Below are 14,660 nucleotides of genomic sequence, written 5' to 3'. Positions count from 1 at the left end.
TCGCAGCCTGCGGCAGCTCCTACAGGGGCATCGCGCAAGTCCGGGGATTGGGTAAATTGGCGGGCCGGTTATGTTTGGCCTAAAGCTTGTGTCATGATGATCCGACCGCAGGTTAGTCGTCCTCTTCCTATATGAATAGATCTTCCGCGTTGCTCCTCGCTTTTGTCTTCCTCAGCGGCTGCCAGGCTTTGGCACCCGTTTCGTCGGACGGTACGCCGCCGGTTGAAGACAGCACTCCGGCCCCTGAAAAGCCGAAGGTCTACAGCTCCTTCAGCGAGGAAACCATCTTCAGCCTGTTGAGCGCCGAACTGGCTGGCCAGCGCAATCGTTTCGACATTGCCCTGGACAACTATGTGACCCAGGCCATCAACACCCAGGATCCGGGCATCTCGGAGCGGGCATTCCGTATCGCCGAATACCTGGGCGCCGATCAGGCTGCCCTGGACACCGCGCTGATCTGGGCGAAAAACGCCCCCGACGACCTCGAAGCGCAACGCGCCGCTGCCGTGCAACTGGCCCGCGCCGGGCGTTATGACGACTCCATGGTCTATATGGAGAAAGTCCTGCAAGGCAAGGGCGACACTCATTTCGACTTCCTGGCGCTGTCGGCAGCCGACACCGACCAGGACACACGCAACGGCCTGATGAAAAGCTTCGACCGCTTGCTGCAGCGCCATCCGAACAACAGCCAGCTGATTTTCGGCAAGGCCCTGCTGATGCAACAGGATGGCGACACCAAAGGCGCACTGAAACTGCTGGAAGACAATCCGCCGGACGACGACGAAATTGCCCCGATTCTGCTGCGCGCACGCCTGCTGCAAACCCTCGATCGCGGTGACGAGGCCTTGCCGCTGCTGCAGAAAAGCATCAAGAAATACCCGGACGACAAGCGCCTGCGCCTGACTTATGCGCGGATGCTGGTTGAACAGGACCGCATGGACGATGCCAAGGCCGAGTTCTCGAGCCTGGTTCAGCAATACCCGGAAGACGACGATCTGCGATATTCCCTGGCACTGGTCTGCCTGGAAGCCAAGGCCTGGAATGAGGCCAAGGGTTATCTTGAAGACCTGATCGCCCGGGACAGCCATGTCGACTCGGCGCACCTGAACCTCGGTCGCATCGCCGAAGAACAAAACGACCCGCAAGGCGCATTGATCGAGTACGCCAAGGTTGGCCCGGGCAACGATTTCCTGCCGGCGCAATTGCGTCAGGCCGACATCCTGATAGACAACGGCAGGACCGCCGAAGCGCAAAGAAAGCTGGCAGCAGAGCGCGACGAGCAGCCGGATTACGCGATCCAGCTGTACCTCATCGAAGCCGAAACCCTGTCCGCCAACAATCAGGGCGACAAGGCCTGGAGCGTTCTGCATCAAGCCCTGGAGCAATACCCGGACGATTTGAACCTGCTCTACACCCGTGCCATGCAGGCGGAAAAACGCAATGACCTGGCGCAGATGGAAAAAGACCTGCGCACGATCATCAAGCGCGACCCGGACAATGCCATGGCGTTGAACGCCCTCGGCTACACCCTGTCCGACCGCACCACACGCTACGCCGAAGCCAAGGCCCTGATCGAACAGGCACACCAGATCAGTCCGGAAGATCCGGCGGTACTCGACAGCCTTGGCTGGGTGAATTATCGCCTGGGCAATCTCGACGAAGCCGAGCGCCTGCTGCGCCAGGCCCTGGAACGCTTCCCCGACCAGGAAGTCGCCGCGCACCTGGGCGAAGTCCTGTGGGCCAACGGCAAACAGCGCGAAGCCAGACAAGTCTGGGGCAAATTCCTCAAGGAACAGCCTGACAGCCCGACCCTGCGTGGCACCATCAAACGCCTGACCGGATCAGAGACTCTTTAAGTTATGTTTTTGCGCCATTTCATCGTTTTCAGCTTTATCGCCCTGCTCGCCGGTTGCGCAGGCCTTGGTCCCCGCGAATCGGTCGAGGGACGTGGCAACGCCGCCCAATGGCGCGAGCACAAACAGCAACTGACCGGCCTCGATGGCTGGCAGATCGACGGCAAGATCGGCATCCGTGCGCCGAAAGACTCGGGCAGCGGCACGCTGTTCTGGTTGCAGCGCCAGGATTACTACGACATTCGCCTGTCCGGGCCACTGGGCCGTGGTGCGGCTCGCCTGACCGGACGTCCGGGCAAGGTGTCGCTGGAAGTCGCCAACCAGGGACGCTACGACGCGCCGAATCCGGAAGTGCTGCTCGAAGAACAGCTGGGCTGGAAGTTGCCGGTGTCCAATCTGGCCTGGTGGGTACGCGGGCTCCCGGCTCCGGACAGCAAAAGTCGCCTGACCCTGGATACCGACAGTCGCCTGGCCAACCTCGAACAGGATGGCTGGCAGGTCGAATACACCGACTACACCCAGCAAAACGGTTACTGGCTGCCCGAGCGCATCAAGCTGCATGGCACCGACCTTGACGTCACCCTGGTGATCAAGGCCTGGCAACCACGCAAACTGGGGTCATGACATGCCAGCCAATCGCCTGACGTTGCCGTCTCCGGCCAAACTCAATTTGATGCTGCACATTCTCGGTCGCCGCGAAGACGGCTACCACGAACTGCAAACGATGTTTCAGTTTCTCGATTACGGCGACGAAATCACCTACGCCCTGCGCGATGATGGTGTCATTCAGCTGCACACCGAGTTCGCAGGCGTGCCCCACGACAGCAACCTGATCGTCAAGGCAGCGAAAAAACTACAGGAGCAATCCGGTTGTTCGCTGGGCGTCGATATCTGGATCGAAAAGATCCTGCCCATGGGCGGCGGCATTGGCGGCGGCAGTTCGAATGCCGCAACGACGCTGCTCGGCCTCAATCACCTGTGGCAATTGCGCTGGGATGAAGATCGCCTGGCTGGCCTGGGATTGACGCTGGGCGCCGACGTCCCGGTTTTCGTTCGTGGTCATGCGGCTTTCGCCGAGGGTGTGGGGGAGAAACTGACCCCTGTCGACCCCGAAGAACCGTGGTATCTGGTGCTGGTACCGCAAGTCTCTGTAAGTACGGCAGAAATTTTTTCAGATCCGTTGTTGACACGTAACACTCCTCCCATTAAAGTGCGCCCCGTTCCCAAGGGAAACAGTCGAAATGACTGCTTACCGGTGGTAACAAGGCGTTATCCAGAGGTACGTAACGCTTTGAATTTGTTAGGTAAATTTACCGAAGCAAAACTCACCGGAACTGGAAGTTGTGTGTTTGGGGGCTTCCCAAGCAAAGCTGAAGCTGATAAAGTCTCGGCCCTTCTGACAGAGACCCTTACAGGTTTTGTAGCAAAAGGAAGCAACGTTTCGATGTTGCATCGCAAGCTTCAAAGTCTGCTCTAAAGGAACCGATTACCGGGTAATCGTTGCAACAGATACAGGGGCGTCGCCAAGCGGTAAGGCAGCAGGTTTTGATCCTGCCATGCGTTGGTTCGAATCCAGCCGCCCCTGCCATTTTCCTATACTCATCCAGGTTACCCTCAGCCTTCAGGTACTGCGCGTGTCCAAGATGATGGTCTTTACGGGGAACGCTAACCCCGATCTGGCTCGGCGTGTCGTACGTCAGCTGCATATCCCTCTCGGTGACATCTCTGTCGGTAAATTCTCCGACGGCGAAATTACAGCCGAGATCAATGAAAACGTCCGCGGTAAAGACGTCTTCATTATTCAGCCGACTTGCGCTCCGACCAACGATAACCTGATGGAACTGGTAGTGATGGCTGATGCCTTCCGCCGCTCCTCGGCTACTCGTATCACTGCTGTTATTCCTTACTTTGGTTATGCCCGTCAGGATCGCCGTCCGCGTTCCGCACGTGTGGCTATCAGCGCGAAAGTCGTGGCTGACATGCTTACCGTAGTCGGCATCGACCGTGTTCTCACGGTTGATCTGCATGCTGACCAAATCCAGGGTTTCTTCGATATTCCGGTAGATAACATCTACGGCTCCCCGGTTCTAGTGGATGACATCGAAGATCAGCGCTTCGAAAACCTGATGATCGTGTCCCCGGACATTGGCGGCGTCGTGCGTGCACGTGCCGTTGCCAAATCCCTGGGCGTGGATCTCGGGATCATCGACAAACGCCGTGAGAAAGCCAATCACTCTGAAGTGATGCATATCATCGGTGATGTCGAAGGGCGTACCTGTATTCTGGTCGATGACATGGTCGATACCGCCGGCACCCTGTGCCACGCGGCCAAGGCCCTGAAAGAGCATGGCGCTGCCAAGGTTTTCGCCTACTGCACGCACCCTGTGCTGTCGGGTCGGGCAATCGAGAACATTGAAAATTCCGTGCTGGACGAGCTGGTGGTGACCAACACCATTCCGCTGTCCGCTGCAGCACAAGCCTGTGCGCGTATCCGCCAACTGGATATCGCACCGGTAGTTGCCGAGGCGGTCCGCCGCATCAGCAATGAAGAATCGATCAGCGCGATGTTCCGCTAAGGGCCCTGCCCTTCTCGAAATGTCTCGTTGACGAAAAGCGCCCCGCCCCGGCATTCCTGTCGGGGCGGGGCTTTTTTGCCCATATCGCCTTTAGCGCTGGTCGCAAACGCTGGGGCGAGTGTGGTTATTTTGGAGATACAACATGAACGATTTTACTCTGAATGCTGAAGTGCGTTCCGACCTGGGGAAAGGTGCGAGCCGCCGCCTGCGTCGTCTCGCAAGCCTGGTTCCAGCTGTAGTTTACGGTGGCGACAAAGCCCCTGAATCCATCAGCATGCTGGCCAAAGAAGTTGCCAAACTGCTCGAAAACGAAGCGGCTTACAGCCACATCATCGAGCTGAACGTTGGTGGCACCAAGCAGAACGTCGTGATCAAAGCCCTGCAGCGTCACCCGGCCAAAGGCCACGTGATGCACGCTGACTTCGTACGCGTAGTCGCTGGCCAGAAACTGACCGCTATCGTTCCAGTGCACTTCATCAACGAAGAAGCACCGACCAAGAAAGGCGGCGAAATCTCGCACGTTGTTGCCGAGATCGAAGTTTCCTGCCTGCCGAAAGATCTGCCTGAGTTCATCGAAGTCGACCTGGCTAACGCTGAAATCGGTTCGATCATTCACCTGTCGGACCTCAAGGCGCCTAAAGGCGTTGAGTTCGTAGCCCTGGCACACGGCGATGACAAGGCTGTTGCCAACGTCCACGCGCCACGTGTTGCTCCAGAAGCTGCAGAAGGCGCTGCAGAGTAATTTTACTCTGTACGCCGGAGTGACCGGAAACATCGCGGACTAGAGCATAGCGAGAAAGCGGGCGAGAACGCGGAGTTTACATCATGGTAAATGAGCAATTTTCGTCCACTTTCGCCGCTTTCCCTGATTGCGGCGATGTTATCCACCACTCCAATGAAGGGCCCCTATCGTGACTGCCATCAAACTGATCGTTGGCTTGGGAAATCCAGGCGCTGAATACGAACAGACCCGGCATAACGCAGGGGCCCTTTTTGTTGAGCGCATCGCGAACGCACAAGGCGTGAACCTTGTGGCGGACCGCAAATATTTCGGCCTGACCGGGCGCTTTTCGCATCAGGGTCAGGATGTTCGTCTGCTGATTCCCACCACGTACATGAACCGTAGCGGCCAGGCCGTGGCGGCCCTTGCAGGTTTCTTCCGCATCAAGCCTGAAGAAATCCTCGTGGCACACGACGAACTCGATCTGCCTCCGGGCGTTGCCAAACTCAAAGTGGGCGGCGGCCACGGCGGTCACAACGGGTTGCGCGACATCATTGCGCAACTGGGCAATCAGAATACCTTTCATCGCTTGCGGCTTGGCATTGGCCACCCGGGCGTTGCCAGTATGGTTTCAAATTTCGTCCTGGGTCGTGCGCCACGCGCCGAACAGGAAAAACTCGATGCCAGCATCGACTTTGCCCTCGGCGTGCTGCCGGATATCCTCGCCGGGGAATGGAACCGCGCGATGAAAAACCTGCACAGCCAGAAGGCCTGACTCACTCCTCGGGGAAAACACCATGGGATTCAATTGCGGCATCGTCGGTCTGCCTAACGTCGGCAAGTCCACCCTGTTCAACGCCCTGACCAAATCCGGGATCGCGGCCGAGAACTTCCCCTTCTGCACCATCGAACCGAACAGCGGTATCGTGCCGATGCCGGATCCGCGCCTGGAAGCCCTGGCGGCCATCGTCAATCCAAAGCGCATCCTGCCCACCACCATGGAATTCGTCGACATCGCAGGCCTGGTTGCCGGCGCGTCGAAAGGTGAAGGCCTGGGCAACAAGTTTTTGGCCAACATCCGTGAAACCGATGCCATCGCCCACGTGGTCCGCTGCTTCGAAGACGAGAACGTGATTCACGTCTCCAACAGCGTCGACCCGAAACGCGACATCGAAATCATCGACCTGGAACTGATCTTCGCCGACCTCGACAGCTGCGAGAAGCAACTGCAGAAAGTCGCGCGCAATGCCAAGGGTGGTGACAAGGACGCCGTGGTGCAGAAAGGTCTGCTGGAGCAATTGATCGCTCACTTCACCGAAGGAAAGCCGGCGCGCAGCCTGATGAAGAACATGGGCACCGACGAGAAAGCGGTGATCAAGGGCTTCCACCTGCTGACTACCAAGCCGGTCATGTACATCGCCAACGTCGCTGAAGACGGTTTCGAAAACAACCCGCACCTGGACGTGGTCAAGGCCATCGCCGAAGAAGAAGGCGCCATGGTTGTTCCGGTGTGCAACAAGATCGAAGCGGAAATCGCCGAGCTCGACGACGGCGAAGAGAAAGACATGTTCCTCGAAGCCCTGGGCCTCGAAGAGCCTGGCCTGAACCGCGTGATCCGCGCCGGCTACGAAATGCTGCACCTGCAGACCTACTTCACCGCCGGTGTCGAAGAAGTCCGCGCCTGGACCGTACGCGTCGGTGCCACCGCACCACAAGCCGCTGGTGTGATCCACACCGACTTCGAGAAAGGCTTCATCCGCGCCGAAGTGATCGCCTACAACGACTTCATCCAGTACAAGGGTGAAGCCGGTACCAAGGAAGCCGGTAAATGGCGTCTGGAAGGCAAGGATTACATCGTCAAGGACGGCGACGTGATGCACTTCCGCTTCAACGTGTAAGCCACACGCCCAAGAAAAAGCCGCGTTTGATACGCGGCTTTTTTATGCCTGAAACAATCATCCGCCACACCACCGCCCCATTGTGGGAGCGAGCCTGCTCGCGAAGGCGGTGTATCAGCCACATGCATGTCGATTGACACTCCCTCTTCGCGAGCAGGCTCGCTCCCACAGGGGATTTGTGTCGAGTCAGGCCTTTTTGGCCCGAGGCAGGAAGATCGCCAACACTCCGAACAACGGCAGGAACGAACACAGGTAATACACGTATTCGATGCCGTGAATATCCGCCAGATGCCCCAGCAACGCCGCGCCGATCCCGCCGAAACCGAACATCAAACCGAAGAACACCCCGGCGATCATCCCGACATTGCCCGGCACCAGTTCCTGGGCGTACACCACGATGGCCGAGAACGCCGAGGCGAGGATGAAGCCGATGACGACGCTCAGGATGCTGGTCCAGAACAGGTCGACATGGGGCAGCAACAAGGTGAACGGTGCAACGCCGAGGATCGAGAACCAGATCACTGCCTTACGCCCGATCCTGTCGCCGATCGGCCCGCCAAAGAACGTCCCCGCCGCTACCGCACCAAGGAACAGGAACAGGTGCAACTGCGAACTGGCGACCGACAGGTCGAACTTCTCGATCAGGTAGAAGGTGAAATAACTGGTGAGGCTGGCCATGTAGAAATACTTGGAGAACACCAGCAACCCGAGCACCACCAGCGCGCTGGTCACTCGGCCCTTGGACAGGCCGTGAGTCGCTGCCTGACCTTGCTTGAGCTTGAACAGGTTCAAGTGGTTGGCGTACCAGCGGCTGATCCGGTACAGCACGAACAACGCAAACACCGCGAACAGGCCGAACCAGGCCACGTGCCCTTGACCATAGGGAATGATGATCGCCGCCGCCAGTAACGGGCCGAACGCCGAGCCTGCGTTACCGCCGACCTGGAAGGTCGATTGCGCCAGCCCGAAGCGCCCGCCCGAAGCCAGTCGCGCCACGCGGGAAGCCTCGGGGTGGAAGGTCGAAGAACCGATGCCGATCAAGCCCGCCGCCAGCAAAATCAGCGGGAAGCTGCCAACCACCGACATCATCAGAATGCCGACCAGAGTGCAGATCGTACCCGCCGGCAGCAGCCACGGCTTGGGGTGGCGATCGGTGTAGTAACCGACCCACGGCTGCAACAGCGAGGCCGTCAACTGGAACGTCAGGGTGATCAGGCCGACCTGGGTGAAGGTCAGGCCATAGCTGGCCTTGAGCATCGGGTAGATCGACGGCAGCACCGACTGGATCAGGTCGTTGATCAAATGCGCCAGCGCCACCGCACCGATGATGCGCATCACCAAGGGGCTGCTTTGGGGAGTAGCGGACGCCGGCACTGAGCCGGTCTGGGCGTTGCTGATAGCCATGGGAATTTCCAAACAACAGGAGGTACAAACGGGCAGGTGCGTCAATGTGCCATTTTTCAGTGCGGCAACGCCATCCCCTTAGCCTGCTAACGACCTCGCTTTTCATCGCCACAACATTGATGGCGCAACGCCATGGTCTGAATCTTGCCTTCTTTGTCGGCTTGAACGCGGCTTCCTTACAAAGGAGACCGACAATGGGAAGTTTCGCCACAGAGTCAGCCTACAGAGCGGACAAGGGTGAACTTTCGAGGCCTTTTTAGAGGGCACGAGTCGGCGGTGCAACAACCTCCGACGCACGCCAATGGTGCGTGGTGTCCAGAGGAGTCTTGGGGCATGCAGGCTTTTTTATCACCGGGGATCGGATTGCTGGGGCGTTTTGGCTTTGCGCGCAAATTCCAGCTGTTGTTTCTGCTGTTTATCCTGCCGCTGGCCGGCAGCCTGTGGATGATCGGCCAGGACTATCGCGACAAACTCAGCCTGATCTCCGGCGAGCGTGCCGGGGTGCGGCAACTGCTGGCTCTTGATGTACTGGATGACCTGCTCGCCGCCCAGCGTGATCGCGCCGCCCGCTGGCGCGCAACGGAAACCAATCGCCAGCCGACACCGGCCACCCTCGCCGCGATGGCGGCCTTCGATGCGGTCCAACCCGCCGTCAGCCAGGCCATAGTCGAGTTGGGCAATGCCCTGCAAAAAGAACGCGCCGAGAGCGAAACACTGAGCCGTTTTCAGGCCCTGCAAACCACCCTCGATGGCCTCGACTCAAAAAGCCTGAGCAGCGTCGGCTGGTGGCCGGATGGCTACGATCGCTTCACCAACGCCCTGAGCGCCCTGCAGGCCTTGCGCGAGCAGATCGCCATGGACAATCGCCTGACACTGGCACCGTGGCTGGAGACCTATCTGCTGACGCAGATCTCCACCCAACACGCCCCCGACCTGATCGAACGGGTCGGTCGCCTGGCGGCGGTGGGCCAGGCGTCGGTCGTGTCCGGGCAGTTCACCCTGCAAAGCCGCCTGCAACTGCGCGACCTGCGCAGCCGCATCGGCGATGCACGAGAACAGTTGGTGAAAACGGCGGGTCTGCTCGAAGCGCGCTTGCCCAGCGCCCTGCAAACCTGGGCCGGGCAATACCATGACAGCCTCAAGCGCCTGGATGCGGGCCTGAAGGTGCTGGATGACGGCGTGTTCGGCGGCAGCATCAACCTCAAGCCAGAGGACTTCGAACACAGTCTCGACGCCCTGCTCTCCGACCTCGCCTCGTTGCGCCAGCAGTCGCTGGTGTCACTGGATCAACGCCTGGATTACTACCACGGCTCGGCGATCCGCCAGTTCATTGTGGTGGCCGTCGTGTTCGGCTGCCTGCTGTTGGCTGCACTGTATCTGTTCATCTGCTTGCAGGCTTCGATCCGCCGCAGCGCCAGCGGCATCACGGTGCTGGCCGAGGCCTTGCGCGATGGCAATCTGAGCCTGCAAGTACCGGTCCAGGGACGCGACGAACTGGCGGTCATCAGCACCGCGCTGAACGTCGCCGTGGTGCAACTGCGCACCAGCCTGCAAGGCGTGGATCACGAAACCCTGCAACTGAGCCACGCGGTGCAAACCCTCAACCATCATTCCAGTGACGCCCTGGGCGAAGTCGAAGCCCAGCAATTGCAGATCAGCCAGATTGCCGCGGCGGCGACGCAACTGGCCGCCACCTCACAAGGGGTCGCCCACAGTTGCGAACAGGCGTCCGGCAGCGCCCAGCACACCCGGCGCATTGCCGCCGACAGCAGCCGCGACAGCCAGCGCACCACCGCGAGCATCCAGCAGCTCAACCAACGCCTGAACGAAACCGCGGCGGCACTGGGCCGGGTCAGCGAGCAAGGACAGCAGATTCAACTGGTGGTCGACACCATTCGCGGCGTCGCCGAGCAGACCAACCTGCTGGCACTCAACGCCGCCATCGAGGCGGCACGGGCGGGCGAACAAGGACGTGGCTTTGCGGTGGTGGCCGATGAAGTACGCAGCCTGTCGCAGCGCACTCAATCGTCGACCGCACAGATTGCCGGCACGGTCGACAGCCTGCGCCACACCGTGAACGAGGCCGTCAACCTGATGGAGGCCGCGTGCACTCAGGCAGAGAGTGATGCACAAGCGGTCACCGGTCTTGGTGAACGGCTCGGGGAAATCGCCAGTGCGGTGCAGAGTGTCACCGATACCCTGGCGCACATCGCCACGGCGGTGGAAGAGCAGGCCAGTACCGCCGACGAGGTCAGCGGCAATATCCAGCAGGTCGATCAGGCAGCGCTACGTTTGCTCGAAGGTGCCCGTGCGGTGAACCAGGCAGCGGACACCCTGAGTCAAGGCAGCAAAGCCTTGAGCGACAACACCGGGCGCTTCCGCTTGAGTTGAATCCGGCAGCCCTGCTCAGGCGCGGATCACCGCTTCCGGGAAGTCCTGCTCCAGTTCGGTCTTGAGCCATTCGATAAACCACGCCACATCCGCCGAGAGCTCGGCGGACGGCGTGAGTACCCGATAGCTTTCCAGCTGCTTCACTTGCGCATCCACCACCCACACCAGCACTTCGTTGGCCAACGCAATGCCCTGCCCGCTCTCGGCCACCGACAGCGCGTGGTCGTTGTTGACGTAGAGCACGTCCGAATTGAGGTGGATGTCGAGGTCGTTGGCGGTTTTCAGCGCTGCCCTTCACCCCTGCCTGGATGAGAGATTTTGATAAACGGTTGAAAGCGCAGAGAAATATTTTAGATTTATGCTTGACGCATCCCCGTTACCGGTGAATAATGCGCGCCACTTGGCTACATAGCTCAGTTGGTTAGAGCATAGCATTCATAATGCTGGGGTCCGGGGTTCAAGTCCCTGTGTAGCCACCAAGTACTAAAAACGGCTTACCGAAAGGTAGGCCGTTTTTTTATGCCTCGTTTTTTTATGCCTGTAGGAGCGAGCTTGCTCGCGATGGACTCAAGAGCGCCGCGTTTAAGCAGTAAACACGCGTTATCGTTAACGACCATCGCGAGCAAGCTCGCTCCTACAATGTCGGCAATGCCGACAACGCCCGCTCCCAGATCTGCCACGTGCGCAACCAGACCATCGCCTGCCAATCGCTATCGGCCGGATAGAACTGCTCCAGCAGGTTCAACTTGATCCCGCGCCCCACTGCGTCACTCGGGTTGCCGTGCAAGTGCAGCCAGTGATCATCGCGCAAATGGCGGTGAACGTCCGGCCCCGGATACGTCCCGCATTCGATGACGAAAGGCATCAAGCGCACCTGCGGCAGCGCATCGATCAACGCCTGCGAGGTGTAGCCGGTAGCCGTCGCCGCTACGCCGGTTTCGCTCAGGGTATCGGCGCCGGTTTGCAGGCTGTAGAGCCACGGGCCGTAAATCGCCTGCGCATCCGGCAGCGCCGGATAGGCGGACTCGGTGATGGTCAGTAACATCGGATGACCGTATTCACCTGCACCGGTGTGCAAGTCGAAACACATGGCCACTTCGGCATGGGCCACCTGCTGTTGCACGATCCGGTGCAGCGTTCGGTTCGACCAGCTCGGCGCCAGCCCGCCGTAGAACAGGCCATCGGGGTGAGCATGCTGACCGCCCTCGACAATCGACATCACCGCTGGCCAGCCATGCAGGCGGATCTGCTCGTCGAGCAAGGCATCGGCACGCTCACGCTCGGGGCCGTGCAACTGCGGGCAGGCATAGATTTCATGCAGGGTGTTATAGGCCTGGTTGTCCGGCAGCGATCGCTGGAAATCCAGATGATTGCGGTTCAGGTCGATGTTGTCTTCGTTGACCCGGCGCAACCACGCCATGCCCCAGGGGTTGATGGCATGGATCATGACCACGGCGACATCCTTTGGCAGGGAACGCTTGCCCAACTCCTGCAGCCATTTGATCTGGCAGCCCGAGCCATAGAAGCCTTCAACTCCATGAGTGCCACTCAGCGCAATCAACAGACGCTTGGCGCCCGGATCACCCAACACCGCCACATCGGTACTCAGCGACTCACCGAACGGACCTTTGAGCGGGTGTGGATATTCAGTCAAGGTTGCGCCTGCGGCAGCCGCTGCAGCCAGGAACTGTTCACGCTGGGTGCGATAGCCGGGCTGGGTTGGGAACTCGGTGTGCATGTCTGCCTCTTGTTGATTTTCTGGCCTGTCTGTTGGCAACGACCCTACAGAAATTCCTGCCATTGATGAAGGACAAAAACGTCAGAGCCGTGGGACCCGGTTTGCGTCCCTCCCGGTCGGCCGATAAAGTCCACTGATCGTAGATCCAACGGACGGAGTACCCCACGTGTTCTCAACCTTCGCTTTGCGCCGCTATCGCCTGCCTGCCCTGGCGCTGATCGTCAGTGCCTTGACCCTGGCCGCGTGCAACAACGCTTCGGTGCCGACGCTGCCAATCGCCCCGGAAAGCGCTTCCGGTTTCCGCACCGACCTGAAAACTCAACACGCCGAGAAATTCATGGCCGCGGCGGCCAACCCGCTGGCGGCCGAGGCCGGGCGAGAGATGCTGCGCCGGGGCGGTTCCGCCATCGATGCCGCGATTGCGATGCAAGCGGTGTTGACGCTGGTCGAACCACAGTCGTCGGGCATCGGCGGCGGCGCATTGATCGTACTCTGGGATGGCAAGGCCGTGCGCACCTACGACGGCCGTGAAACCGCCCCGGCCGGTGCCACCGAAAAACTTTTCCTGCAAGCCAATGGACAACCGATGGGGTTCACCCAGGCGCAGATTGGCGGCCGCTCGGTGGGCACACCCGGCGTACTGCGCGCGCTCGAACTGGCCCATCAAAAACATGGTCGTCTACCCTGGGCGCAGCTGTTTGAACCGGCCATCCGGCTCGCCGGGCAAGGCTTCGCCATTTCGCCACGCCTGCACCAGTTGATCGCCGCGGATTCGTCCATGCCACGCTCGCCGGAAATGATGGCTTACTTCCGCAATGCCGATGGCAGCCCTAAAGCCGTCGGCACCAACCTGAAGAACCCGGCACTGGCGGCCGTGTTCAAACGCATCGCCCACGAAGGCCCGGACGCCCTGTACAAAGGCCCGGTCGCCGAGGAAATCGCTGCCAAGGTCCAGGGTCACGCCAACCCCGGCAGCCTATCCCTGACCGACCTCGCCAACTATCAGGCCAAGGAGCGCGCACCGCTGTGTACCGACTACAAGCGCTGGCAGGTCTGCGGCATGCCACCACCGTCGTCGGGCGGGATCGCCGTGGCGCAGACCCTCGGTACGCTGCAAGCCCTGGAAGCTCGCGACAAGCGCCTGGCGCTGGCACCGCTGAAACCGGTCAAGACCACGGCCCCGGCCGGCATCGAACCCGACCCGCAAGCCGTGCACCTGATCTCTGAAGCCGAACGCCTGGCCTACGCTGACCGCGCGCAGTACCTGGCCGATACCGACTTCGTGCCCGTGCCGGTCAAAGGCCTGGTCGATCCAGCCTACCTCGCCAGCCGCGCCGCCCTGATCGGCGAACGCAGCATGGGCACGGCCAAACCCGGCACGCCGCCGGGCATCCAGGTGGCCTATGCGCCGGACCGTTCGCCACTGCGGATTTCCACCTCGCAAGTGGTGGCCGTCGATGACGCAGGCGGCGCCGTGTCGATGACCACCACCATCGAGTCAGCGTTCGGCTCGCACATCATGGTTCAGGGTTTCATGCTCAATAACGAGATGACCGACTTCTCGTTCATCCCCGAGGAAAACGGGCAGAAAGTCGCCAACCGCGTCGAGCCCGGCAAACGCCCGCGCTCGTCCATGGCGCCGACCCTGATCTTCGACCGCCAGAGCGGCGAATTCCTCGCCACTGTCGGCTCCCCCGGCGGCTCGCAAATCATCGAATACGTGGCCAAATCCACCATCGGCCTGCTCGACTGGAACCTCGATGCGCAAGCGGCCATCAACCTGCCCAACTTCGGCAGCCGCAACGGCCCGACAGAACTGGAACAGGGCCAGTTCAGCCCCGCGCTGATTCAGGCGCTGAAAGACAAAGGGCACAGCGTGAGCGAAATCGACATGACCAGCGGCACCCAGGCGATTGTTCGGATCAAGGACGCCCAGGGCAAAGCGTCGCTGACGGGAGGTGCCGACCCGCGGCGTGAGGGGCAGGCGCTGGGGGATTGAGTCACGCGCTGGAATGATGAAAGGCCTGCCAGCGATGGTGGTTAACGATAATGCGTGTGAACTGGATAAACGCAGCGCAC

At 60.3% G+C, this 14,660-nt stretch carries 11 protein-coding genes, 2 tRNA genes and 1 pseudogene; 11 read left to right on the top strand and 3 right to left on the bottom strand.

All coding sequences use genetic code 11. The features are described from left to right. Positions 1-131: 131 nt before the first annotated feature. From AC3WJW_RS14880 to ychF, 8 genes are all read left to right on the top strand, one after another. The gene (locus AC3WJW_RS14880; protein WP_493726536.1) at positions 132-1,856 is read left to right on the top strand and encodes a tetratricopeptide repeat protein; all 1,725 of its coding nucleotides are present in this window, start codon (positions 132-134) and stop codon (positions 1,854-1,856) included. Positions 1,857-1,859: 3 nt separating this feature from the next. Next, a complete protein-coding gene (gene lolB, locus AC3WJW_RS14875) occupies positions 1,860-2,477 on the top strand; it encodes a lipoprotein insertase outer membrane protein LolB (protein WP_493726535.1) in 618 nt (205 codons plus the stop codon). Between the two features lies 1 nt (position 2,478). Further along, on the top strand, positions 2,479-3,330 hold the full coding sequence (gene ispE, locus AC3WJW_RS14870; RefSeq protein WP_493726534.1) for a 4-(cytidine 5'-diphospho)-2-C-methyl-D-erythritol kinase: 852 nt from the start codon (positions 2,479-2,481) through the stop codon (positions 3,328-3,330). Positions 3,331-3,366: 36 nt separating this feature from the next. Further along, positions 3,367-3,441, top strand: a tRNA-Gln gene (locus AC3WJW_RS14865). A gap of 46 nt (positions 3,442-3,487) precedes the next feature. After that, the gene (locus AC3WJW_RS14860) at positions 3,488-4,429 is read left to right on the top strand and encodes a ribose-phosphate pyrophosphokinase (protein WP_003171603.1); all 942 of its coding nucleotides are present in this window, start codon (positions 3,488-3,490) and stop codon (positions 4,427-4,429) included. A 142-nt stretch (positions 4,430-4,571) separates the two neighbouring features. After that, a complete protein-coding gene (locus tag AC3WJW_RS14855) occupies positions 4,572-5,171 on the top strand; it encodes a 50S ribosomal protein L25/general stress protein Ctc (protein WP_007973891.1) in 600 nt (199 codons plus the stop codon). A gap of 169 nt (positions 5,172-5,340) precedes the next feature. Beyond that, a complete protein-coding gene (pth, locus tag AC3WJW_RS14850; RefSeq protein WP_020799735.1) occupies positions 5,341-5,925 on the top strand; it encodes an aminoacyl-tRNA hydrolase in 585 nt (194 codons plus the stop codon). Positions 5,926-5,947: 22 nt separating this feature from the next. Next, positions 5,948-7,048 (top strand): redox-regulated ATPase YchF, encoded by a 1,101-nt coding sequence (gene ychF, locus AC3WJW_RS14845; protein WP_103396181.1) that lies wholly within the window; start codon positions 5,948-5,950, stop codon positions 7,046-7,048. 186 nt (positions 7,049-7,234) lie between these two features. On the opposite strand, the gene AC3WJW_RS14840 is transcribed toward ychF, so the two are convergent. After that, positions 7,235-8,452 (bottom strand): MFS transporter, encoded by a 1,218-nt coding sequence (locus tag AC3WJW_RS14840; protein WP_493726533.1) that lies wholly within the window; start codon positions 8,450-8,452, stop codon positions 7,235-7,237. A 333-nt stretch (positions 8,453-8,785) separates the two neighbouring features. On the opposite strand from AC3WJW_RS14840, the gene AC3WJW_RS14835 reads away from it, so the two are divergent. Further along, on the top strand, positions 8,786-10,843 hold the full coding sequence (locus tag AC3WJW_RS14835; protein WP_493726532.1) for a methyl-accepting chemotaxis protein: 2,058 nt from the start codon (positions 8,786-8,788) through the stop codon (positions 10,841-10,843). A gap of 15 nt (positions 10,844-10,858) precedes the next feature. Here the strand turns inward: AC3WJW_RS14835 and AC3WJW_RS14830 are convergent. Next, a pseudogene (locus AC3WJW_RS14830) lies at positions 10,859-11,119 on the bottom strand (LysR substrate-binding domain-containing protein); the annotation flags it as partial. 126 nt (positions 11,120-11,245) lie between these two features. Here AC3WJW_RS14830 and AC3WJW_RS14825 point away from each other — a divergent pair. Continuing rightward, positions 11,246-11,322: transfer RNA gene (locus AC3WJW_RS14825), tRNA-Met, on the top strand. 155 nt (positions 11,323-11,477) lie between these two features. On the opposite strand, the gene AC3WJW_RS14820 is transcribed toward AC3WJW_RS14825, so the two are convergent. Continuing rightward, positions 11,478-12,581, bottom strand: a complete 1,104-nt coding sequence (locus AC3WJW_RS14820; RefSeq protein ID WP_493726531.1) for a DUF2817 domain-containing protein — start codon at positions 12,579-12,581, stop codon at positions 11,478-11,480. A gap of 166 nt (positions 12,582-12,747) precedes the next feature. On the opposite strand from AC3WJW_RS14820, the gene ggt reads away from it, so the two are divergent. Further along, positions 12,748-14,580, top strand: coding sequence for a gamma-glutamyltransferase (ggt, locus tag AC3WJW_RS14815; RefSeq protein ID WP_493726530.1), 1,833 nt, complete (start codon positions 12,748-12,750; stop codon positions 14,578-14,580). The last annotated feature ends 80 nt before the right edge of the window (positions 14,581-14,660 follow it).

The sequence above is a fragment of the Pseudomonas sp. GW821-FHT07G06 genome (assembly GCF_058986625.1).
Note: the sequence above shows the minus strand (reverse complement) of the source record. Positions and strands in the feature narration are given on the sequence as shown.